This is a genomic window from Xenorhabdus japonica, from assembly GCF_900115195.1.
GTDB classification, from domain to species: domain Bacteria; phylum Pseudomonadota; class Gammaproteobacteria; order Enterobacterales; family Enterobacteriaceae; genus Xenorhabdus; species Xenorhabdus japonica.
This window is the reverse complement of record NZ_FOVO01000021.1, coordinates 1-23123: the sequence shown is the minus strand read 5'-3', so window position 1 is coordinate 23123 and position 23123 is coordinate 1. Positions and strand designations below refer to the sequence as shown.

The following is a 23123-nucleotide window of genomic DNA, read 5'->3' as shown; positions in this document are numbered from 1 at the left end:
AATAAGAGAATAATCTTCCAACAATAAGTCATATTCATAAATAATAATATTTCAAAGTGAAATTATTTATCTTATTAATTTAAATAATACGTTATCAATTTTAAAGGTCATAAAAGGATGTTTAGGAGAGTTTTAGTCAGAATAGTCTTAAAATTACCCCAAAAAGCGTATTTTGATAATTTTCAGCAAGTAAATAGTACCCTCATCTTTAATGAGGGTACTCAATTAGGCCTTCCGACTTAGCTTACCACGACGACATAAATGACGACGCATTCTGGTTATTCCGGGGGTTGGACGTTGTTTTTCACCCAAACTGGCTAATACCAGCTCAAGAACGCGCTCAGCAACATCACGATGGCGTTGTGCCACAGACAATACCGGACATTCAAGGAAATCAAGCAACTCATGATCGCCAAATGTGGCGATAACCAATTGACTAGGTAAGCGACCATTGCGCTTAAGAAGCGTATCCATGACTCCCTGAAGCAACGCAAATGAAGTGGTATACAATGCCTGAGGAACAGGGTTCGTTTCCAACCATGATGCAAATACTTCAGCTGCGGCTTCACGCTCATAGCTATTGGCATAAAGATAGTTTACTTCCCGTGGATCATACTCCCATGCGTTGCGGAAACCTTGTTCACGCAAGAAACTGACCGATAATTCAGGCAATGCTCCCAAATAGAGGACTGACTCAGCAGGAAACTGCCGCAACTCCTGTGCCAGCATCTTCGCATCTTCGAGATCATCCCCAACCACACTGATAAAGTGCTCACTGTCCAAAGCACGGTCAAGAGCAATGATTGGTAATGAGCGATTTGTCCAACGCTGGTAGAAAGGATGCTCAGGCGGCAAGGCCGTGGAAACAATGATCGCATCGACCTGACGTTGCAAAAGATGTTCAACACAACGCATTTCATTGTCAGGCTGATCTTCAGAACATGCGATCAATAACTGATAGCCACGTTGCCGTGCCTGACGTTCAAGATAATTGGCAATGCGCGTGTAGCTCGTATTTTCCAAATCGGGTATGACTAAACCAATTGAACGGGTTCGCCCCGCCCGAAGACCAGCAGCAACAGCATTGGGGTGATAATTATGTTCCTTTACCACTGCCATCACTTTTTCTACTGTTTTATCGCTGACCCGATACTGTTTGGCTTTACCATTGATGACATAACTGGCCGTAGTACGTGAAACACCTGCTAAGCGGGCGATCTCATCCAGTTTCACATTAACCCCTCAGTAAGATTATGAAAAAGCCCTACTTTACAGTAGGGCTCCATGAATATCTGTATTTTAACCCGCAGATTACGATTTTTCATCGCATAATTTTCTCTCCGCGAGAAACACCAACAAGGCCTGATCGCACGACTTCCACAATCTCCGCTACCTCTCTGACTGAATCAAGAAAAGCATCCAGTTTTTCGCTCGTCCCCACTAATTGAACGGTATAGAGTGTTGATGTCACATCAACGATCTGTCCGCGAAAAATATCTGTGCTGCGTTTAATTTCCTCCCGGCCATACCCACTGGCCTGTAATTTAACCAACATGATCTCACGCTCAACATGAGGCCCTGCCGTTAACTCGTTGACCCGCAGCACATCTACCAACTTATGCAATTGCTTTTCAATTTGCTCTAATACTTTGGCATCACCTTTGGTCTGAATAGTCATGCGTGACAATGTTGGATCTTCAGTAGGAGCAACTGTCAAGCTTTCGATGTTATAACCCCGCTGAGAAAACAAACCAACCACGCGGGATAACGCTCCCGATTCGTTTTCAAGTAATACAGACAAAATCCGGCGCATGATCAGGTCCTCTCTGTTTTGCTTAACCACATTTCATCCATTGCTCCTCCACGGATCTGCATTGGATAAACATGCTCTGTTTCATCAACGGTAACATCCACGAAAACCAGACGTTGATTTTCAGTGACTTCATGCAAGGCTTGAGTCAGTTTTGCCTCCAACTCATCGTAAGTCTGGATGGCGATGCCAATATGACCATAAGATTCCGCCAATTTGACGAAATCAGGCAGGGATTCCATATAGGATTGAGAATGACGACCCGCATATATCATGTCCTGCCATTGTTTCACCATGCCCAAGAAACGGTTGTTTAAATTCAGTACCAGAACAGGTAAGCCATATTGCAAGGCAGTAGACAACTCTTGAATATTCATCTGGATACTGCCATCTCCTGTCACGCATACCACTGTAGCATCAGGTTTTGCCAGCTTCACGCCAAGCGCAGCAGGCAAACCAAAACCCATAGTTCCTAATCCACCGGAATTAATCCAATGTCTTGGTTTATCAAATGGATAATGCAGAGCGGCAAACATCTGATGCTGACCAACATCTGACGCAAGATATGCTTCTCCCTTAGTTAGACGATAAAGGGTTTTAATTACGGCTTGTGGCTTGATCTTCACTGTAGTCTGATCGTAATCCAGACAATTGCGGCTGCGCCACTGCTCAATGGAAAGCCACCAATCTTTCAGAGCATCAGGATCTTGGGTATCTTCCGTGAAATCCAATAATTCCAGCATCTGACCAAGCACCTGTTTAGCATCTCCGACAATAGGGATATCTGCCGCCACCGTTTTCGAAATCGAGGTTGGATCGATATCAATATGCAGTACAGTCGCTTCCGGACAATATTTTTCCAGATTATTGGTTGTTCGATCGTCAAAACGCACACCCACAGCAAAAATCACATCGGAATTGTGCATTGCTTTGTTAGCTTCGAAAGTACCGTGCATCCCCAGCATTCCCAAACTTTGGCGATGAGTTGCAGGGAATACCCCCAATCCCATCAACGAACTAACGACCGGAATGTGAAAATGCTCAGCCAGCTTTGCCAATTCTAGTGTACATGCTGAATTTATGGCACCACCCCCGACATACAGCACAGGCTTTTTCGCCTCCATCAGGGTATTCAATGCCCGCTTAATTTGCCTCTTGTGTCCCTGAACAGTAGGGTTGTAAGAACGCATGTTGATTTTTTCAGGATACACATACGGGAATTTCAATGCAGGATTGACAGTATCTTTGGGAAAATCGATAACAACAGGCCCTAGCCGTCCACTTGCGGCCAAGTAAAAAGCTTTTTTAATTGTATTTGGGATGTCTTCTGCTTTTTTCACCAGAAAACTATGCTTCACGATAGGACGGGAAATTCCCACCATATCGCACTCCTGAAAAGCATCATTACCTATCAGGGAACTGGCAACCTGACCAGATAACACCACCATGGGAATTGAATCCATGTATGCGGTTGCTATTCCCGTAATGGCATTCGTTGCCCCTGGCCCGGATGTCACCAAAACAACCCCGACTTTTCCCGTACAACGTGCATATCCATCCGCCATATGAACAGCCCCTTGCTCATGGCGAACCAAAATATGCTCGATACCTCCAACCGTATGCAGGGCATCATAGATATCCAATACAGCCCCACCCGGATAACCGAACACGTGTTCAACGCCCTGATCGATTAGTGATCTGACAACCATTTCGGCTCCTGACAGCATCTCCATCGAGTTTGCCTCCAAGCTATGTTTGCAAGTTAATCATCAAAACTTCATAAGGTAATGAAAAAATTACCTTATTTATTTCATTTCTTATTTATATAAGTGAATTAAGTTTAATGCTATTTCGATAACGCCAAATTTAATAACACCGAGTTAACTAAAATAACGTTAGATATAAACGTTAGCAAACATCAATTCACATACTGCAAACATTTGTTTGATGGATAGCCGTAATTTTGCCTATCTTCAATCCCGATACATGGATTCAATCTCGCTCTGATAACGCTGAGCGATAATCTTGCGACGCAATTTTAATGTAGGCGTTAATTCTCCCTTTTCCATCGAGAAAGCTTCCGGCAAAAGAATAAATCGTTTGACCTGATGGAATTTAACAATATTTTTCTGCATTTCCTTCAGGCGCCGTTCAAACAGCTCTACAACCTGATGGTTACGCAACAACTCAAGACGATCATGATAATGAAGATTGATTGATTTCGCATACTCTTCCAGCGCTTCATAGCTGGGAATGATCAATGCAGAGACGAATTGGCGGGCATCGGCAATGACTGCAATATGTTCAATGAAACGATCCTGTCCTAACATCCCTTCAATCATTTGTGGTGCTATGTATTTGCCTGTTGACGTTTTCATCAAATCTTTCAGGCGTTCGGTAATAAACAAATTACCGTCATCGTCCAGTCCACCTGCATCACCAGTCCGCAACCAGCCATCCTCAGTAAAGGTATGGACAGTTTCCTCTGGGCGGTTGAAGTAACCTTTCATTACAATAGAGCCACGCACTTGGATCTCCCCTTCCGTGCTAATACGGACATCAACACCGGGTAATGGCGTACCAATTGAACCCAACAGATAATTTTTTTCTTCCCAGCAGGATATCGTGGCACAGGTTTCTGTCATGCCGTATCCATATTTGATATTCAGGCCGATGGACAGGAAAAAACGGGTAATGTTATCGTCAAGACGTGCTCCCGCCACTGGCAAGAAACGTACCCGCCCCCCCAAAAGATTACGGAGCTTGTTCAACACCAATTTGTCAGCCAATTGATAACTACAGCGCGTGAATGGACAACCTTTTTTATTCTTCTGCTGATGCATCCAACGGCTTTCTCCCCGCTTCAATGCCCAATTAAAAATCATCCTGCGCCAAAAAGGAGCACGGGAAACTTTGTCCAGGATTGCGCTATGAACTTTTTCATAAAATCGGGGAACAGAACACATGACTGTCGGGCGAACATCAGACATTGCTTCACGCACAAAATTTGTGTCAGTCAGATAAACATTCAGGGCAGCGGTGTGCATGACATAATAGCTCCACGCCCGCTCGAAAATATGGGATAGAGGAAGGAAACAGAGCGATACATCCTGATTGGTCAATGTTAATCTCTGGTCATGTAGATAAAGCTGTGAAGCGATATTACGGTAATCCAACATCACTCCCTTCGGCTCTCCCGTTGTACCAGAGGTGTAGATCAACGTGAAGAGATCATTTAAATCCCGGTCAGCAATGCGGCCATCAAGTTCAACCTGATATTGTGGATTATCATTATCAATGAAAGCGGATAAATACAATGCCTGCGGACATCCTTGCAAATCCACAGATTCATCCATAACAATAAGATGAGCAAGTTTGGGACACAGTTCAATCAGCGCCATCGCAATGTCATATTGCTCCTGCCCACCAACAAATAACACCTGTGCTCCTACATCATTGAGAATAAATGCAGCCTGATCACAAGTGCTAGTCGCATATAGCGGCACTGTCACAGCTCGAAGTTGAAGAATAGCTAAATCAGCCAATGACCATGCCATACAATTCTGTGCAAAAATACCAACTTTCCCCTGCACTTCTATTCCCAATGACAGTAATGCTCTTGCCACGGATTTCGTTGTGTATTCAACCTGCCGCCAATTCATTTCAAGCTGTTCTGATGGCGACCATTGCCGAAATGCAATTTTTCCTGGATATTCAGTGGCTTGCTGCTGTAATCGGTTAACCAAGTGATAGGAATGCAGAGAATCTGTTATCACAATATATTCCTGTATAAGTCTTTTATTCAGCGTCTTCAGTAAGTGTATTGCCTACTTTTTAGCTTACAGATGTTAGCTATTTTCGTGCAGTCTACCTATTACTAGTAAAAGGGGGAAGTGTATTTTTGTTATCTTCCTCCTTTGAATGGGAAAATATTTGCAGGATTTATCGAGAATCAAAAGCCCTATGAATCAAGAGCCCTATCCCGGTGTGCAGCTATCCGATAGACAACTATCTGATACTCTGTTAAAGGGATAGGCTCTCATTTCATATGTTCTGCTTTAATGTGATTTATTAATATGATTTATTCTTTTTCACCAAGATGGCTTAACAATGATTTCATCCACTGGTGGCCTTTATCCCGATCGGTTGAACTATGCCATATTAAATAGCAAGGACGAGAAATCCGACCATTAGGCAAAGATACTGAACAAATATTTAACTGTTCAGAATAGTGTTCAACCATCCATTTTGGCACAATGGCAACTAAATAAGTCTGAGAGACAATATTAAGAACACTATTTAAATCCGTTCCCTGATAAGAAACAGAACGCAATAATTCATTGCTTTCATAGTAAGGTTTACTGAATGAATCTGCATTATCCAACGCAACAATAGCATGTCTTTCTTCCTGCAATTGCTGCTGGGTTATTCGCTTATCAATTCTAGGATGATGTTTAGAAACAGCCAGAACTAATTCATCATTAAACAGAGGGTAATTATGAAAGTCAGGGCGTTCTAATTGGGTATAACTGATAACGAATTCTATTTCCTGGTATTTTAATTGCTTCTCAATATCATTACTGATTTGTGTTTTAATGACAACTTCGATATTAGAAGCATGTTTTTTTATTTGCCCAACAATCTGAGCAGCTAAACGAATATCAAGCGGGCTACAAATAGAGAGATTAAATACCCTTGTGCTATTATCGGGATCAAATCCCACTCCGGGCAATTCATTATGGACAATTTGAAGAGCCTGTCTAAGAGGCCCAAAAAGCTGTTTTGCCCTTGCCGTTGGCTGAATACCACGACCATAGCGAACAAATAATTCGTCATCAAACATCGTCTTCAAACGCGCTACCGCATTACTGACAGCCGGTTGTGACATTCCCAATGCCTGAGCTGCACGTGTAATATTCTGCATCTGCATTACAGCATCAAAAACAGTAAGCAAATTAAGATCTACACTACGCAACTGAACATCGCATGGCTCTTTTTTTCCTGTAGTTACTGAGTTGTATTCAGTCATTATTTTACTCCACTAAACTTATAGCAGTGATCTCACTAAATAATGGAATATTGGCTGTTTTTAAATGCAACATTTAGACATCATAAACAGCCTTACCCATTAATAAGATCAATTACCCCAATTTGTTGGAAAATAAATTGAGAATCTTCCTTGTACAAAAATCAAATATGCATAACCAATGCATTCTTATCTATGCAACTGTAATATTTTATAAGCATGAATATTAATGCGTTATATATGAATAGGAATAACTCAACTTACACTAACGACTTACATCACAAACGATCAGCCAATAATGACAAAGTGAAGAGTAGAAACAACTCATAATAAAATGACTGCATTCCAACTACTTATAAAAAATCTCTATTAATATTCTCTATCAAGAAAATGATCGGGTGTATTTAATAGAAATTGGTTCTTCCAATATATCGAGACACAATTTATTAATATTCTATATGGTTATGATTACTTAACCTAAAAAACACTGTGGTTAACATCCATCGTTCCTTGTTCCTTAGAACTAGTCAGTATGTATCCGTATTGAAACAGTCTAATAAAACATCACATATAATTAACTGTATAAAATAACAGATATCACATTTATTATCCATCAGAGCCGGATTTTACTCCATATATAGATATGAAAAATAGATAAAAACATCGCTAAAAATGTAAAAAATAGTCACCAAGTCTAATGGGCGTTCAATAAGCAACCAATAATGAGCATGATTCACTCTGAATTTATATTTATACTGCTTGACATTGTTTTTTAGATAAAGTATCTATAAATACATTGAAACTTAAAACTCAGTTAACAAATTTATAAAGGTTAGCTCACATGACTCACTCTATTCTTCTACTAAGCCTACTACTTATCGCCTTTAATGTGCGCGGTATGCTGGTGGATGAAAAACAGAGTTAAGTTGACCTTCATCAGAAATGAAAACCCGCGCACCGCGCGGGTTTTTTTTTACCTGCTCGGCGCTCAAAAATAAAACATAATCATTTAACTAGTCTATCTAACAGGAGCACAACATGAGCCAGCAAGTCATTATCTTCGATACCACATTGCGTGATGGAGAACAGGCATTACAAGCCAGCCTGAGTGTGAAAGAGAAGCTGCAAATTGCTTATGCACTGGAAAGGCTGGGAGTTGATATCATTGAAGCAGGTTTTCCAGTTTCTTCTCCGGGGGATTTTGAATCAGTCCAAACTATCGCCCGTGAAATCAAAAACAGTCGTATTTGTGCTTTATCCCGCTGCGTTGACAATGATATTGATGTCGCTGCTGAAGCCCTGAAAGTTGCTGAAGCCTTCCGCCTGCATATGGTACTGGCTACCTCAAATCTGCACGTCGAGCATAAATTAAAAAGAACCTTTGATGATGTTGTTGAAATGGCGGTTCGCTCCATCAAGCGGGCACGCAACTACACCGATGATGTCGAATTTTCCTGTGAAGATGCTGGTCGTACAGATATCGATAATCTGTGCAAAATTGTTGAGCAAGCCATCAAAGCTGGCGCAACTACAGTCAACATTCCAGACACTGTCGGCTACACCACACCTTATCAATTTGGCGGCATTATACGCACATTGTTTGATCGCGTACCCAATATTGATAAAGCCATTATTTCAGTCCACTGCCACGACGATTTAGGCATGTCCGTCGCTAACTCCATCACCGCAGTTCAGGCAGGTGCTCGCCAGATAGAAGGCACTATAAATGGATTGGGAGAACGTGCAGGCAATTGCTCGCTGGAAGAAGTGATCATGACGATCAAAACACGCCAGCAAATGCTAGGAGTGCATACCAATATCAACCATAAAGAAATTTACCGTACCAGTCAGTTGGTGAGTCAAATTTGCAATACTCCGATTCCCGCGCACAAAGCCATTGTAGGCAGCAACGCGTTTGCCCACTCATCTGGTATTCATCAGGATGGAATCCTGAAAAATCGTGAAACTTACGAGATCATGACACCAGAATCTATCGGCCTGAAAGATACTCAGTTGAATCTGACTTCGCGCTCTGGACGTGCCGCCGTGAAACATCGTATGACAGAAATGGGCTATCAGGAGAACAGCTACGATCTGGATGCGTTATATCAGGCATTCTTGAAATTAGCAGATAAAAAAGGACAAGTGTTTGATTACGATCTGGAAGCCTTGGTTTTCATCAATCAACAACAGCAAGATCATGAATATTACCGTCTGGACTATTTCAGTATCCAGTCAGGCACTAACTTAGTCCCCACTGCGACCATTCGTCTGGCTTGCGGAGATGAACTCAAGTCTGAAGCCTCGACAGGCAATGGTACAGTTGATGCTATCTATAAGGCTATTCACCGCATCACTGGCTATCCATTGGAATTAATTTCTTATCAATTATCCGGTAAAGGACATGGCAAAGATGCCCTCGGTCAGGTTGATATTATCGTGGAGTGTTTTGGCCGCCGTTTCCACGGGATGGGTTTGGAAACTGACATCATTGAATCTTCTGCCAAGGCAATGATCCACGTCCTGAATAGCATCTGGCAGGCAGAACAAGTAGAAAAAGAAAAGCAACGCATTTCCCAAAGCAGTATCCAAGGCGACAACCAACACAACACAAAGGAAACTGTATAATTATGCCTTCGAGCCAATCTATTTCAAATCAATCTATTTCAAATTACGTAACGCCAAGCAAGCAAAAAGCCAATCACTATCATATTGCTGTTTTGCCCGGTGATGGCATTGGCCCTGAAGTTATGAAGCAAGCCTACAAGGTGTTGGATGCCATCCGTCATCGTTTCAATATCCGCATCACAACCAGCGAATATGATATAGGAGGGATAGCTATTGATCGTCACGATACGCCCTTGCCGCAAGAAACGATTATTGGCTGCGAAAAAGCTGACGCAATCCTATTTGGCTCTGTAGGTGGCCCAAAATGGGAACACCTTCCTCCTGCAAAACAACCAGAACGAGGGGCATTATTGCCATTGCGTAAGCATTTCAAGTTATTCAGTAATTTACGTCCGGCACGCTTATATACAGGCTTAGAATCTTTTTGTCCCCTTCGTCATGATATTGCCGCCAAAGGCTTTGATATTCTATGCGTCCGTGAACTGACTGGCGGGATCTATTTTGGACAACCCAAAGGGCGTGAAGGTGAAGGGAAATATGAACGTGCTTACGATACTGAGATTTATCACCGTTTCGAAATAGAACGGATCGCCCATATTGCATTTCAATCTGCACATAAACGTCGCCATAAAGTCACTTCGATTGATAAAGCGAATGTGTTGCAAAGCTCCGTGTTATGGCGTGACGTTGTCAATGACATCGCCAAAAATTATCCGGATGTTGAAATCGAGCACATGTATATCGATAACGCCACCATGCAGCTGATCAAAAATCCGGCGCAATTTGACGTTATATTATGTTCCAATATTTTTGGCGATATTTTATCCGATGAATGCGCCATGATCACCGGTTCAATGGGAATGCTACCTTCTGCCAGCCTGAATGAAAAAGGCTTCGGCTTATATGAGCCTGCTGGCGGTTCAGCTCCTGACATTGCAGGCAAAAACATCGCCAATCCAATTGCCCAAATATTATCCACAGCATTGTTGCTGCGTTATAGCCTTGGGCACCTTGATGCCGCAGATGCTATTGAACAAGCGGTTAACCGAGCTTTGGAGCAAGGTTATCGCACCGCTGATCTCGCAGGTAATGGTAAAGCCGCCAGCACCGATGAAATAGGCGATATCGTTGCACGTTATATCACCGAAGAAATTTAAGAGGCTGGAAATAATAGCGAACCAGCCTGAATTTCTTAACTAACACAGACAATTTCTTCCCCGTTACCGTTACATTGCATTACCAAACCAACAACAGCCAACGAAAAAAGCCAGTAAGTTATCTTACTGGCTGGCAAAAAGACTAAAACCATCTTGCAGTTATTAGCAGACATTTTGCATTGTTCACGTCGTCACGCCCGTTCTTTTTGCATGGCTAAACAACATGCAACAAGCCGACTGGTATAAGCCGCTGGAATTCTCGCTGTTACCCTCTACGAAATGCCATTATTAAAAAAATTTACACCTCCAGAAGAATAATTCACAGAAAAAGCTAAAGTTATAAACATTTATTGTCTGGCTTAAAGCATTTTATTCACCTTTTCTGTGGATATGTATGTGAAAAAGCGAGGGGTAAGACGGGTATACTTTTATTACATACTTTTACACTCACTATAAGCGTAAATAAATAACCATTACTTTTCATTGCCTTAATAGATTTTATTCTTCTTTTAACAATGCATCTCATACATGAAAATTTACGTTCCTTCTTACTTTGGGCAAATATCAACCAGCGGTGAATTTATCCACAGGATATGCCTTTTAGTTAAACAAAAAACGTCTATTTTTGTAGAAAACCTCATTCATTAGGGCTGTAAATCAAACCAGTGATCTCACTTTTCATCACTTATCCCATAGTTCTGTGGATAACATGGTGTAAGATCCTGTTTATTATCACTTGGAGTAGGTGAACAATCATAACAAGTTTATTTTTAATACAAAGAACACAAATAAAAAAATCTTCTATATCATGCTATTATAAAAATAATCATACTAATGATAAATTAATAATGATTTCCAATAACTCACGCGGACGTTTTTTGACCAAAAAAAAGACTCTATAACATGCACTTTACACCTCCTGCACCACCTGAAAACGAACAACAATTATTCGATCGCGCCTATTCTCTGGCAGGCTTACCTATGGGGGAACTTGCCGCGCTAGCCAAGCTCCCTATTCCCCCCAATTTAAAACGTGACAAAGGTTGGGTCGGCATGTTGCTTGAATATTATTTAGGTGCAAATGCAGGCAGTAAACCCGAACAAGACTTTGAACATATCGGCATTGAGCTGAAAACAATCCCTGTGGATAGCAAAGGATTCCCATTAGAAACAACCTTTGTCTGTGTTGCTCCTTTAACAGGTAACAGCGGCATTACATGGGAAAACTGTCACGTCAGACGTAAATTATCCCGCGTCCTGTGGATTCCCGTTGAGGGAGAAAGAAATATCCCACTTCCCGAACGCCGCGTAGGCTCTCCGTTACTTTGGAGTCCGAATGCTATTGAGGAAGAGTTGTTGCGGCGCGATTGGGAAGAACTCATGGATCTTATTGTACTAGGAAAAATCGAGAGCATCACGGCCCGTCATGGTGAAGTGCTACAATTGCGTCCCAAAGCCGCCAATAGCCGAGTACTGACAGAAGCCATAGGAGAATATGGTCAGCCAATCATGACGTTGCCCAGAGGTTTTTATTTGAAGAAAAACTTTACAGCACCGCTATTGGCCCGCCATTTCTTTTTATAGCTTTTAGCACAATTTATAGCTTTTAGCGCAACAAAAATCTGAAATGGATATACCCCATTCTTTGATGCAAAAGTTTAATGCAGGAACCCTGACGTTCTATTTTGCTTTCAATTTAAAATCAAACTTAGTGTTGCCCGCCCTATTGATATCTAAATCTAATTGAGAATCAGGGGATATTTTCACTGTAGTAATATCAACACAACCAGATGACGGATCGTAGCCAAGGTAGATAGTACCAACCAGCGGGTAGCTGCTATTAATCCGGTTTCTGATATAAATAGCACATGCAAGCACGTTGCTACTGGCAGTAGAAGAAATATTAACATATTCCGTTTTACTGCCAACTTTCACAGAGAGAACTTGAGCATCTCTAATCCCCTCTGCATCCAATATCATTAAGTAAGTACCTGCCTTGGCATCAGTTGTATCTATCAGGTTCAGATCAATGGAAAAATTAGGTTGTTGATAATACGCAATATCACTTTTTCCAATCACATATAGTTCCTCTGCTTATATCATTACCATCAAATCTCTTAAATTCCATCAGATATATCCTTTACCTTGCAAACTCCTTTGTTAACTGCCTTGTGAACCATGATTTTAAGCTTTTTTATAAATATTTATCATTAATAAATTAAATAATGGCAATATATAAAACCACAATATTGCAAAATAATATAGTATCAAAAAGTAATAGTTTACTTTATTATTATCTTGATACGTTAATTTCTCCTATTACTTAGATACTTTTTCACTTTTTTCAATGCCATTTTCCTTTTTAGTGGAGATAGATAATCAATAAAAATAATGCCATGCAAATGATCAATTTCATGCTGCATAACAATTGACAGGAAATCCTCACTTTCTACCGTAATGGACTTACCGTACCGATCAAAAGCCTCTACCTTCACTTTCTCAAACCGTTCAACATCTGCGTAATATCCAGGAATCGATAGACAGCCCTCCTGATTGACCACTCGACGCTCTTTTTCAACAATCTTAGGATTGACCAAAACCATTGGCTGATCACGATTTGGGGAAAGATCAATGATCAAAACCGCTTCTTTCCGACCGACCTGTGGAGCAGCCAAACCAATACCATTGTCAGTGCTGTACATTGTCTCCAGCATGTCATCAATCAGCGTTTGAACTTTATCAAAATCAGTGACATCAACACATTTTTGTCTTAGTCTTTCATCCGGAATTGTGAGTATATCTAGAATTGCCATAACACATCATCCTTTGTTAACTATACTCTTCGTCTTTCAAGTTGCCTCTTTGTTGGCTGCGATGCACCTTGAAATCCATTGGGTATATACCTCGACTTGAAATTTATTGAGTATATACATTCTTGATAAAATATATCTCATTCTTAATGATATATCAGCAATTATTGAGACAACTTAATTTAAAAAACAAAATATATCAATTAAATTTATTATTCATTTACTCAAAACCAAGTAGCCTATATCTTTAATATATTTATTTCCGGATAGAAAAATAAAAACCTCAATAAAAGTAACCAATAAAAACAAAATCAATATGAATTAATAAAATTATAAAAAATGCCAAACGATATTCTTCATTTGGCATTTTTTATTACTTTATTCTTATTACTTTATTTTTTGTCACAAATCTACATTTTCAAATGCCTGAGACAAATCAGCGATTAGATCATCTGCATTTTCAATACCAACGGAAATGCGGATCAACTGTGGTGTAATCCCAGCAGCAAGACGCTTTTCCAGTGGAATGGAAGCATGGGTCATGGTAAATGGCTGACCAATCAAGCTCTCCACCCCCCCTAAACTTTCCGCCAGTGTAAACAATTGCAATTCTTTAATGACTCGATGCGTATAATCTTCATCTCCTTTCAGTACGATGGAGATCATGCCACCAAAACCTCTCATCTGACGTTTTGCCAGATCATGCTGAGGATGAGAAATAAGGCCGGGATAATACACTTTCTCAATTTGTGGCTGCTGTTCGAGCCAATGTGCGATCTTCTCTGCGTTGTCAATATGGCGCTCCATGCGTAGTGCCAATGTCCGAATACCACGCAGGACGAGGAAACTGCTGAACGGGTCAAGAATGCCACCTATGGAATTTTGCAGGAAGGCCACTTGTTCCGCCAACTCTGCATTATTTCCCACCACAGCAAGGCCAGCAACAACATCAGAATGACCATTCAGATATTTAGTTGCAGAATGCACAACAATGTCAAAACCCAAATCAAGTGGGCGCTGGATATAAGGAGAAGCAAAAGTGTTATCTGCAACACTGATGATATTGTGCCGCTTGGCAATCTGCGCAATCGCCGCTAAATCAGCCAATTTCAACAATGGATTAGTAGGAGTCTCCACCCAAATCATTTTAGTGTCGGGTTGAATTGCTGCTTCTAACGCCGCAGTGTCCCCTGCCTCGACATAAGTGACTCTCAAACCAGCAGTCCGACAGCGCACTTTCTCCAGCAATCGGTAAGTACCACCATAAAGATCATCTACCGCAATAATATGACTGTCTTTATCAAGTAACTCCAGAATGGTAGAACTGGCAGCCAGACCAGAACCAAAAGCATAACCACGAGTACCGTTTTCCAATTCAGCAATCGCACGCTCCAACACATCACGCGTCGGGTTACCACTGCGGGAATACTCATATCCAGTATGCTGACCCGGTGCAGGTTGAGCGTAAGTCGACGTTGCATAAATTGCCGGCATGACTGCACCAGTATAATCAGGTACGTATCCTGCGTGGACACTTTGTGTATCAAATTTAATCTTATTAAACTTAGTATTATCAAAACCAGTATTATCAAAATTAGTCATTAATTTATTCCTGAAAGAGATCAATTGAGTTGTTGACGCCATGCATTCAGCACATCGGTGCGAGTAACAAGGCCCAGGAAATGATTGTCATCATCAACAATCAGAGCCACATGACCAGCATCAAAGGTGGCAGTTAACTGCTCCAATGGCGCTCTTTTATTAAGTGTATCAATCTGACTGGTCATCGCTTCAGTAACAGGTAAAGAAAAATTGCGGGAGTTGGCCTTGATAGTATGCATAAGATCCCACTCATCAATGATACCTACGACTTGGTCGTTCTCGATCACAGGTAACTGTGAAATGTCATACAGACGCATGCGACCATAAGCTATCTGCAAGGTATCTTGTGGGGAAACTGAAACCGTTGCGCCATCCCGATAGAGATAAGTAATGTAATCGCTCAAATCATCTTCTTGCGACTGTGCACGCAACCCTTGTTCCAATAGCCAGTAATCATTAAACATCTTCGACAAGTATTTGTTGCCGCTGTCACAAGCTAACGTAACTACACGTTTCGGCGTTTTTTGAGCACGGCAATAGCGTAGCGCCGCCGCCAGCAATGTTCCCGAAGAAGAGCCAGCCAAGATGCCTTCTGTCAGCAGCAAATTGCGGGCGCTGGTAAATGCTTCGGCATCAGTAATGCGATAAGCATGGTGAACCTGAGAGAAATCACCAAGAGGCGGGACAAAATCTTCTCCAATGCCTTCCACAAACCAGCTGCCAGCTTCGTCATAGTGACCATGCTCAACATAATCGGCAAGAATAGAACCTTTAGGATCTGCGAGGACAAATTCCGTATGAGGGGAAACATTTTTAAAATACTGGCTCAGACCACCAAGCGTGCCGCCAGAGCCAACACCAATCACCACCGCATCAACATCCTGTTCCATCTGCTGCCAAATCTCCGGACCCGTGCTAGCAATATGGGCGGCTGAATTCGCAAGGTTATTGAATTGATCAATATAATAAGCACCGTTGATTTCTTTCGACAGACGTAGAGCATGGTCCTGATAATATTCAGGATGCCCTTTTCCAACATCAGAGCGTGTCAGGCGTACATCTGTCCCCAGCGCCCGCAGATGATAAATTTTCTCCCTGCTCATCTTATCAGGCACAACTAAAATCAATTTATAGCCTTTCATGGCGGCAACCAATGCGAGCCCTATGCCCGTATTGCCTGCCGTAGCTTCAATGATAGTGCCCCCTGGTTTCAACAATCCCTGTTTTTCCGCCTCCTCAATCATTGAAAGTGCAACCCGATCTTTAATTGAACCACCCGGATTTTGATTTTCTAACTTAATAAACAGCTGGCATGGGCCTGTATCCAGATGCGTAAGCTCCAGTAGCGGTGTATTCCCTATAAGTTCAAGAACCGAACGTGGTGCTGCCATATTTGCCTCTTGATAACTGTTAAAATTTGCAAATAAGACCTTCAATTGTAAATAAGACCTTCAATTGCAAATAAAACCTTCAGATTGGGAAAGAATAACGCTGTATAGCAGCCAATTTGAAAGAACAAATAAAAACTATATATAACAAAAGGGAATTAGCTAATTCGATGTTGATAAATAAAATATGGCTCCAAGTCATTACTTCTCATCATTTAATAACAAATAAATTCTAATGGCATAGATTATATTGAATTCAGTTTTCTACAATAATAATGTCATTAATATCTAAACATAGGATCATTCAACCTGTATATCCTTCGTATTTCAAGTTGCCTCTTTGTTGGCTGCGAAGTATCTTGAAATCCATTGGGCATATATTCCATCTTAAGCCAGAAAATCCAGCAAAATGACATACAATTAAGTTAAATAAAACAATCATCCCGCCAACAAAGAACAAACAAAAGGGGTAACTATGTATACATACAAAGAAGCCGCCAATTTTGCAGCGTTCGTGTTATATGCAGCGAAAATGAACGAACAGTATTACAATAACCCAACGCCTCCAGTCGATCCGCGAATTGAAGAGGATGGATGGAAAGTTATCGCATATATCTCTGCAAATGATCTGTCTTTCTCAGTAACCCCCCGAAAAATCGTATGGCCCGATCATGTCTGTTATGGGTATGTGGCAGAAAAAAGCAACTCCCCAGGGGAATATGTTGTTGCTATACGCGGAACAGATCCCTCAATTTTTCTAGAAGATCTCCACGATGGCCTTATTGATTTCACCTCACCATGGACCCGTTTCCCCAAAGTAGAAGTAAGCCAGGGATTTTTTAGTGTCTATGATTCAATGAAGCTGATTACTATTGAGCCTGAATCATACCATGATTATAGCAACCTCAAATTGGCTGAAGCGATTACCCGACTTATAGGGGTAAATTGTCAATTCACGATAGTCGGTCACAGCCTTGGATCAGCCATTGCGTCCTATCTCATGTATGAAATTGGCTCAATAGCGCCCAATCACTCAGCCTGTTTATTTGCCTGCCCAAGACCAGGAAATAGGGAATTCTCCAAATACATTACTCAAAACTTTAGCAATTTTGCTGTATTCAATTATATAGATGACATCATACCTCATCTACCTCCTGACATTTTGGGGTATTCCTCATTGGACTATACCAACGAATTTAAACCTCAAACCAAGTTAGATATTTCAGATGGGCCACTATGTAGCCACTATTTAATTAACTACATTGCTAGATTAGATTTGGATGTGTTCAAAAGAGTGACAAAATATGGTGATATTGATTCTTGTATCAATCTATAAGAATTGCTGGATTAATAGCCATTGCTCAAGTTAAGTAAGATAACTTGATTTTTTTTCCAACCACTGCAATACCTATTTCATTTAGGAACTCAGTAAACAGGAGCATGAAAATGAAATGGTGTAGTTACACATTCAGTACAATATTAATAAGTACAATATTAATAGCAAGCAGCCTGTTTTCCCCGGCATTATGGGCAAAAGGGGAAGCACACTTGTTATTCCATATGGGGCTGGGAGCCAACGGTAAATTCTTTGTGGGCGGCACACTGCAAAATAAAGGTGACCAACCTGTAGCAGGAGGCTATCTGGCTGTTTTACCCCTTAATGATAAGTGTGAACCAGGCACACTGACAGTACAGTCATTTGACGCATTAGCGCCAGGGGAAAAGAAAGAATTTCGTGTCCCCGTAAATTCTCCGCTAAGCGGTTATCGTTTGATTGGTTTTGGTGCCTATGATGATATGGGCTTTCCTCTTCCCACCATAGATGAAACAGCAAAAATCATTAAAGAGCGCGAATCCAGTGAACGAAAAGCATGTCAGTCAGCACGGCAACCTGCATCTGCAAATAAGACTGCAATCCCAAAATCATAATATCAGGTAACGGATCGGATAAACGGTATCGGAGAAAAGTATTAGGTATAGTTGGTTAATCTCAGGATGGTTTACCGAAATAAACCATCCTTTTTGTAACCTATTATTTTCTGCCATTAAAAATTATCGGATAAATTTTTTATCTGTATTTATCCGTAATAATGCAAAACCATCCCAACCTTTTTCCCCTACAGTTTTTGGCATCCGCCCCGCAGAGTTGCTTGTATTCAAGCTGACGTTAACATGTTTTTCACCTTGCGGCTTAACTGCCTTGATAGCCATTGGGATTTTGAGACTGCCAACGCCAAGCATCTGCGGTCATTTCCACAACAGTACGGCTTGCCTTCCAACCCAGCTCTCGCTCAGCTTTCTCTGGACTTGACCAACATTCCGCAATGTCTCCCGGACGACGTGGACAAATCTCATAAGGAACAGGCTTACCACAGGCATGACTGAACGCTTCCACCATTTCCAGTACGCTGGTGCCTTTTCCGGTGCCCAAATTGTAGATATGCAACCCCGACTTCTTGCCAACAGCATTCAATGCCGCAATGTGTCCGTCGGCCAAATCCATAACATGGATATAATCACGCACTCCGGTGCCATCAGATGTCGGATAATCGTTGCCATACACAGACAACTTTTCCCGACGACCTACCGCTACTTGAGCAATATAAGGCATCAAATTATTAGGAATTCCCTGTGGATCTTCCCCCATCGTGCCGGAAGGATGAGCACCTACTGGATTGAAATAACGCAGTAGCACCACAGACAAATCATTTTCGGCATGATGAAGATCAGACAGGCAGCGTTCGACCATATACTTACTGGTTCCATAAGGGTTAGTCGTATTGCCTACCGTGGATTGCTCGGTAATCGGCACAACATCAGGATCACCATATACTGTGGCGGATGAGCTAAAGATAATGCTTTTGACGCGCGCTTTATGCATACTGCGCACCAGCACCAGCGTTCCATTGACATTGTTGTCATAATATTCGATAGGTTTAGCGACAGATTCCCCAACCGCTTTCAATCCGGCAAAGTGAATTACAGATTGGATTTGATGACGAGCAAAAATGGCATCAAGGAATGACTCATCACGAATATCCCCTTCATAAAACAGAGGCTGTACACCAGTCAATGCCTCAATACGCGCCAGGACTTCACGATTGGCATTGCACAGATTATCAATGATGATCGGCCTCATCCCTGCTGCAAGCATTTGTACACAAGTATGGCTACCGATATAGCCCATTCCACCTGTCACTAATATTTCCACGTTGACCTCTTTTTTTAACTGATAACACGCAAGAGTATAAAAAGAGTCAATGCATTAGTGAACTAAAACTAAAATATGGCAAAATCAGGCAATAACTATTTTCTAATGATTCACTATTTAATAATCACAGCTAATAATAAAATCCGATGATGAAAAAAATCACTTTTACCTCTGCCCAAACTACTACCATAAATGATAGCTTTTTCAATGAAATACAAACAGGCGTACTGTTTGAACATCCTGATATTCAAGTCATGCAAACTTATTTTGATCAAGCTTACTATCGGGATACATTATTTGATGAATGTGGTATTGCCTATCCACCCAAGTTACATAACGCAGTCAATAAACGGCGAGCGGAATATCTGGCTGCCCGTTACTGCACTCAACAAGTTTTAAACAATTTGGGTTATTCTGGTTTTCAAGTAACCAATGCCCAAGATCGTTCTCCAATCTGGCCCGACAATATTTGTGGCTCCATCTCTCATTCCACCAGCTGTGCCATTGCGTTTGCAGCTTCTTGTGATAAGTACCAAATAATCGGCATTGATATCGAACAGGAGATCAAATCAGAGACTATCGAAAATGTTTTACCCAGCATCATCAATACCAATGAAGCGGCATTACTGAAAGAATGCCCATTGCTATTTGGGCAGGCGTTCACTCTTGCGTTCTCCATCAAAGAGAGTTTGTTTAAAGCACTTTACCCTCATGTAAAACGTTTTTTTGATTTCCATGCGGCTGAAATTACATCAATTGATTGTAGTGATCACTCTGTGAATATCAAACTATTGCAAACATTATCTGATGAGTATCAAGCGGGTTCACAATTTCATGGAAATTTTGTTCTCATGCCTCGACAACAAATACTGACATATTTGATTGGTTAGATAGTTATTCTCTAATAGGGAAAACCTGTAAGAAGAACCAATAATTTGAATAACCTGAATGCATCTGAATACTTAATTAAATGAACTAAACATTCAGATGCATTCAAGCTATAAAGGTATACTCACTTAAATAATATAATGAAGTTAACAATTAAACCAAACTAAAAACACATAAAACACGCAATAAATTAACATAGTTATATATTTTAAATCTTGAAAATATATCAATTAACACTTTGATTTAGAATAAAAAAACAGAAAAACAGGAAAACAAACTACAAATCCACCAGGTATTTTAGTTAACCGATTTCAATCAACTTAACTTGTAACTTTAAAAAAAATCATCCAATCTTCTATACAGAAAACAGATAATAACATGATCCAATACGGTGAGATCTCATATGTAAAATAAAACTCATTCTTAAATTTATATTTTTAAATAACACATAGTCAAAATGACAAATCGTTTTCGACTCATGGATTTTCATTATTAATCTTCAACAGAAACCATAGAAACCTCTGTGATATAGGTAATATATTAATATAGAAAAAATATAGTGAATTATCATTAAAACAATTGCCCTCTACTACAATTGTCCTCTACCACCATGAAATAAGACATAATATAGTCGGTTCAACGATGAAAACAGTTAAGGAAACAAATATGAAAAAAAACAAAATCTTCATAATCATGACTACAATAGCCAGTATGGGAGTATTCAATGTAGGAAATGCAAATACAACTGCAATCGAATCAGGTACAGTAAACTTTCAAGGTGTTGTGACAAATTCTCCCTGTAATATTGCACATGATTCTATTGATCAAACAGTTAAATTTGGTCATATCGGAAAAGCCTATCTGGATTCAGGTAATGAATATGCCCAAGAGTTCAAAATTAAATTGGAGCAATGTGCTTTTAATCAAAGCAAAAATTTTACTATTCAATTTAGGGGGCTTAGTGATACGAGTAGATCTGAATTGAAAATGATTGGAACCGCTAAAAACGTAGCCGTTAAACTGACAACAGATGAAGGTAAGGCGATATCAATAGGAACTAATATTGATTCTATGGAACTCAAAAAAGGAACAAATATTTTAGGCTTCATTGCTTATGCTAAAAAAGAGGAAGGTGCCACTGAAGTTTCTGAAGGTGATTTCCAAGGTAAGGCACTCTTTGATATTACCTATAACTAATGCCTTAGCATATTATATTACATGACGAGAAATAATGTATTCCGTCATTTTCTAAGTCATAATTTTTTGTTTTGACAAAATACCAAGGATTCAATAATGATAAATGAGAATCCCAATTATATATTACAAAGCCTTATCATCTTATTGGGGTTATGGTTACCAGCGTCAGGAAATGCGGGAAAACTTCCTATAGAACCTAATCCCAATGAAACTTGGGTGCATGTCAGTGGAAGTGTTGTTTCAACAAGCTGCACTATTGTATTAGAAGATGCCTGGCAATCCTTGAATATGGGCGTAATATCGGCAAAAAATTTGAATCAGGATAGCGTAGGTAATCAAAAAAATGTCGTCATTAAATTAACTCATTGCTCTTTGGCAAAACAATCAAATGCAGGCTACCAGCTTCCAGTAAAAATATCATTTGAAGGCCAAAGAGATACAGAACCACATTGGTTTTATTTATCGGGTAATGCGCAAGGAGCAGTTTTAACTATACATGATTCAAAGGGTTATTTAGTACGTGAAGGCGAAATATTACCGACAACACCTATTTATGGTAATGGACAGCAATTGAAATACAAGCTTAGTTTAATTTCGAATGGAAAACCATTATTACCGGGCCATTATTATGCAGCACTGCGTTTTAAGATAAATTACGAGTAACACTCTATTTTTAAATGACTCTTTCTATACTCAATTAATTTCAAGATCATCGCAGCCAACAAGGAGGAAACTTGAAAGATAAAGAGTATATATCCTACTGGAATTTAGTACGGAATTCTGCGCATATGAATAAAACCAAAAGGAAACAGATAAAATATTTATTTGCATTATTGATGCTAATTACTTTATACATTAAAAAATCAAATGCAGTAGAATTCAATTCCGATATGCTGGATCTCCAAGATAAAAAAACATTGATTTATCCCGTTTCTCACAAGCAGACTATGTAATGCCAGGTAATTATCAGTTATCACTGATAATCAATGATCAAAATATTATCCATGAAACAATTATTCCATTCTATTCACGAAAGATGGGAGATAAAACTGTTTCAGAAATCTGTATTTCGCCAAAATTACGCGACAAAATCGGCTTAACAGAAAAAGCTCTCAACAGTACAGGCCTGTGGCATCAAGGACAGTGTGTCGATTTTTCTCCTTTAAAGGGAGTAAAACTATCTGCAAGTATGTCTGAATCGCAACTCAATATGAGCATTCCTCAGTTATATCTGGAGTATTCCGATCCTTTCTGGTCGCCCCCTTCCCTCTGGGATAATGGCATACCAGGGCTACTCCTTGATTATAATCTCTTGGATTCACATATTAAGCGCAACACCGTAATGAACGAAGTAAATGAGTGGGTATTCCTTTAAATAACTCATTCGGTGTTTTGTAATCTCGTGT

The 23123-nt window shown here is 40.3% G+C and carries 19 protein-coding genes and 1 pseudogene; 10 read left to right on the top strand and 10 right to left on the bottom strand.

The genetic code is table 11. From position 1 onward, the window contains the following. Nucleotides 1–225 precede the first annotated feature (225 nt). The 5 genes from cra to leuO form a co-directional block, all read right to left on the bottom strand. Nucleotides 226–1233, bottom strand: coding sequence for a catabolite repressor/activator (gene cra / locus BM135_RS09625; protein ID WP_092519532.1), 1008 nt, complete (start codon nt 1231–1233; stop codon nt 226–228). 88 nt (nt 1234–1321) lie between these two features. Continuing rightward, nucleotides 1322–1813, bottom strand: coding sequence for an acetolactate synthase small subunit (ilvN, locus tag BM135_RS09620; RefSeq protein ID WP_175486062.1), 492 nt, complete (start codon nt 1811–1813; stop codon nt 1322–1324). Nucleotides 1814–1815: 2 nt separating this feature from the next. Beyond that, entirely contained in the window at nt 1816–3543 is a 1728-nt protein-coding gene (gene ilvI, locus BM135_RS09615) for an acetolactate synthase 3 large subunit (RefSeq protein WP_092519531.1), read from the bottom strand. A 240-nt stretch (nt 3544–3783) separates the two neighbouring features. Beyond that, nucleotides 3784–5583, bottom strand: a complete 1800-nt coding sequence (locus tag BM135_RS09610; protein ID WP_422646115.1) for an AMP-dependent synthetase/ligase — start codon at nt 5581–5583, stop codon at nt 3784–3786. Between the two features lie 308 nt (nt 5584–5891). Then, nucleotides 5892–6839 (bottom strand): transcriptional regulator LeuO, encoded by a 948-nt coding sequence (gene leuO, locus BM135_RS09605; RefSeq protein WP_092519529.1) that lies wholly within the window; start codon nt 6837–6839, stop codon nt 5892–5894. 1035 nt (nt 6840–7874) lie between these two features. Between leuO and leuA the strand changes: the two genes are divergently transcribed. The 4 genes from leuA to mutH all read left to right on the top strand — a co-directional run bounded on the left by leuA (nt 7875) and on the right by mutH (nt 12205). Next, a complete protein-coding gene (leuA, locus tag BM135_RS09600) occupies nt 7875–9464 on the top strand; it encodes a 2-isopropylmalate synthase (RefSeq protein ID WP_092519528.1) in 1590 nt (529 codons plus the stop codon). Between the two features lie 2 nt (nt 9465–9466). Then, nucleotides 9467–10621, top strand: coding sequence for a 3-isopropylmalate dehydrogenase (leuB, locus tag BM135_RS09595; protein ID WP_092519527.1), 1155 nt, complete (start codon nt 9467–9469; stop codon nt 10619–10621). Between the two features lie 120 nt (nt 10622–10741). Continuing rightward, the gene (locus BM135_RS17965) at nt 10742–10867 is read left to right on the top strand and encodes an SgrR family transcriptional regulator (protein ID WP_139204097.1); all 126 of its coding nucleotides are present in this window, start codon (nt 10742–10744) and stop codon (nt 10865–10867) included. Nucleotides 10868–11524: 657 nt separating this feature from the next. Beyond that, the gene (mutH, locus tag BM135_RS09590) at nt 11525–12205 is read left to right on the top strand and encodes a DNA mismatch repair endonuclease MutH (protein WP_092519526.1); all 681 of its coding nucleotides are present in this window, start codon (nt 11525–11527) and stop codon (nt 12203–12205) included. A 96-nt stretch (nt 12206–12301) separates the two neighbouring features. Here the strand turns inward: mutH and BM135_RS09585 are convergent, their stop codons facing one another. The 4 genes from BM135_RS09585 to BM135_RS09570 form a co-directional block, all read right to left on the bottom strand. Further along, nucleotides 12302–12700 (bottom strand): hypothetical protein, encoded by a 399-nt coding sequence (locus tag BM135_RS09585; RefSeq protein WP_092519525.1) that lies wholly within the window; start codon nt 12698–12700, stop codon nt 12302–12304. Between the two features lie 227 nt (nt 12701–12927). Then, nucleotides 12928–13434 (bottom strand): peptide deformylase, encoded by a 507-nt coding sequence (def, locus tag BM135_RS09580; protein ID WP_092519524.1) that lies wholly within the window; start codon nt 13432–13434, stop codon nt 12928–12930. Between the two features lie 399 nt (nt 13435–13833). After that, complete coding sequence (locus BM135_RS09575) at nt 13834–15033, bottom strand: trans-sulfuration enzyme family protein (protein ID WP_092519523.1); 1200 nt, start codon at nt 15031–15033, stop codon at nt 13834–13836. A gap of 20 nt (nt 15034–15053) precedes the next feature. After that, nucleotides 15054–16424 carry a pyridoxal-phosphate dependent enzyme gene (locus BM135_RS09570; RefSeq protein ID WP_092519522.1) on the bottom strand — a complete coding sequence of 457 codons (1371 nt, stop codon included), beginning with the start codon at nt 16422–16424 and terminating at the stop codon, nt 15054–15056. 472 nt (nt 16425–16896) lie between these two features. On the opposite strand from BM135_RS09570, the gene BM135_RS09565 reads away from it, so the two are divergent. Both BM135_RS09565 and BM135_RS09560 read left to right on the top strand, forming a co-directional pair. Beyond that, nucleotides 16897–17757, top strand: coding sequence for a lipase family protein (locus BM135_RS09565; protein WP_092519521.1), 861 nt, complete (start codon nt 16897–16899; stop codon nt 17755–17757). 110 nt (nt 17758–17867) lie between these two features. Further along, the gene (locus BM135_RS09560; protein ID WP_092519520.1) at nt 17868–18350 is read left to right on the top strand and encodes a membrane-associated Zn-dependent protease 1; all 483 of its coding nucleotides are present in this window, start codon (nt 17868–17870) and stop codon (nt 18348–18350) included. Nucleotides 18351–18612: 262 nt separating this feature from the next. Here the strand turns inward: BM135_RS09560 and galE are convergent, their stop codons facing one another. After that, the gene (galE, locus tag BM135_RS09555; protein ID WP_092519519.1) at nt 18613–19632 is read right to left on the bottom strand and encodes a UDP-glucose 4-epimerase GalE; all 1020 of its coding nucleotides are present in this window, start codon (nt 19630–19632) and stop codon (nt 18613–18615) included. A gap of 146 nt (nt 19633–19778) precedes the next feature. On the opposite strand from galE, the gene BM135_RS09550 reads away from it, so the two are divergent. From BM135_RS09550 to BM135_RS09530, 4 genes and pseudogenes are all read left to right on the top strand, one after another. Further along, nucleotides 19779–20522, top strand: a complete 744-nt coding sequence (locus tag BM135_RS09550; protein ID WP_245737360.1) for a 4'-phosphopantetheinyl transferase family protein — start codon at nt 19779–19781, stop codon at nt 20520–20522. A gap of 664 nt (nt 20523–21186) precedes the next feature. Continuing rightward, entirely contained in the window at nt 21187–21717 is a 531-nt protein-coding gene (locus tag BM135_RS09545; protein ID WP_175486060.1) for a fimbrial protein, read from the top strand. 96 nt (nt 21718–21813) lie between these two features. Then, nucleotides 21814–22380, top strand: coding sequence for a fimbrial protein (locus BM135_RS09540; protein WP_092519517.1), 567 nt, complete (start codon nt 21814–21816; stop codon nt 22378–22380). A gap of 253 nt (nt 22381–22633) precedes the next feature. Continuing rightward, nucleotides 22634–23017 (top strand): annotated as a pseudogene (locus tag BM135_RS09530) (FimD/PapC N-terminal domain-containing protein); the annotation flags it as partial. Between the last annotated feature and the right edge of the window lie 106 nt (nt 23018–23123).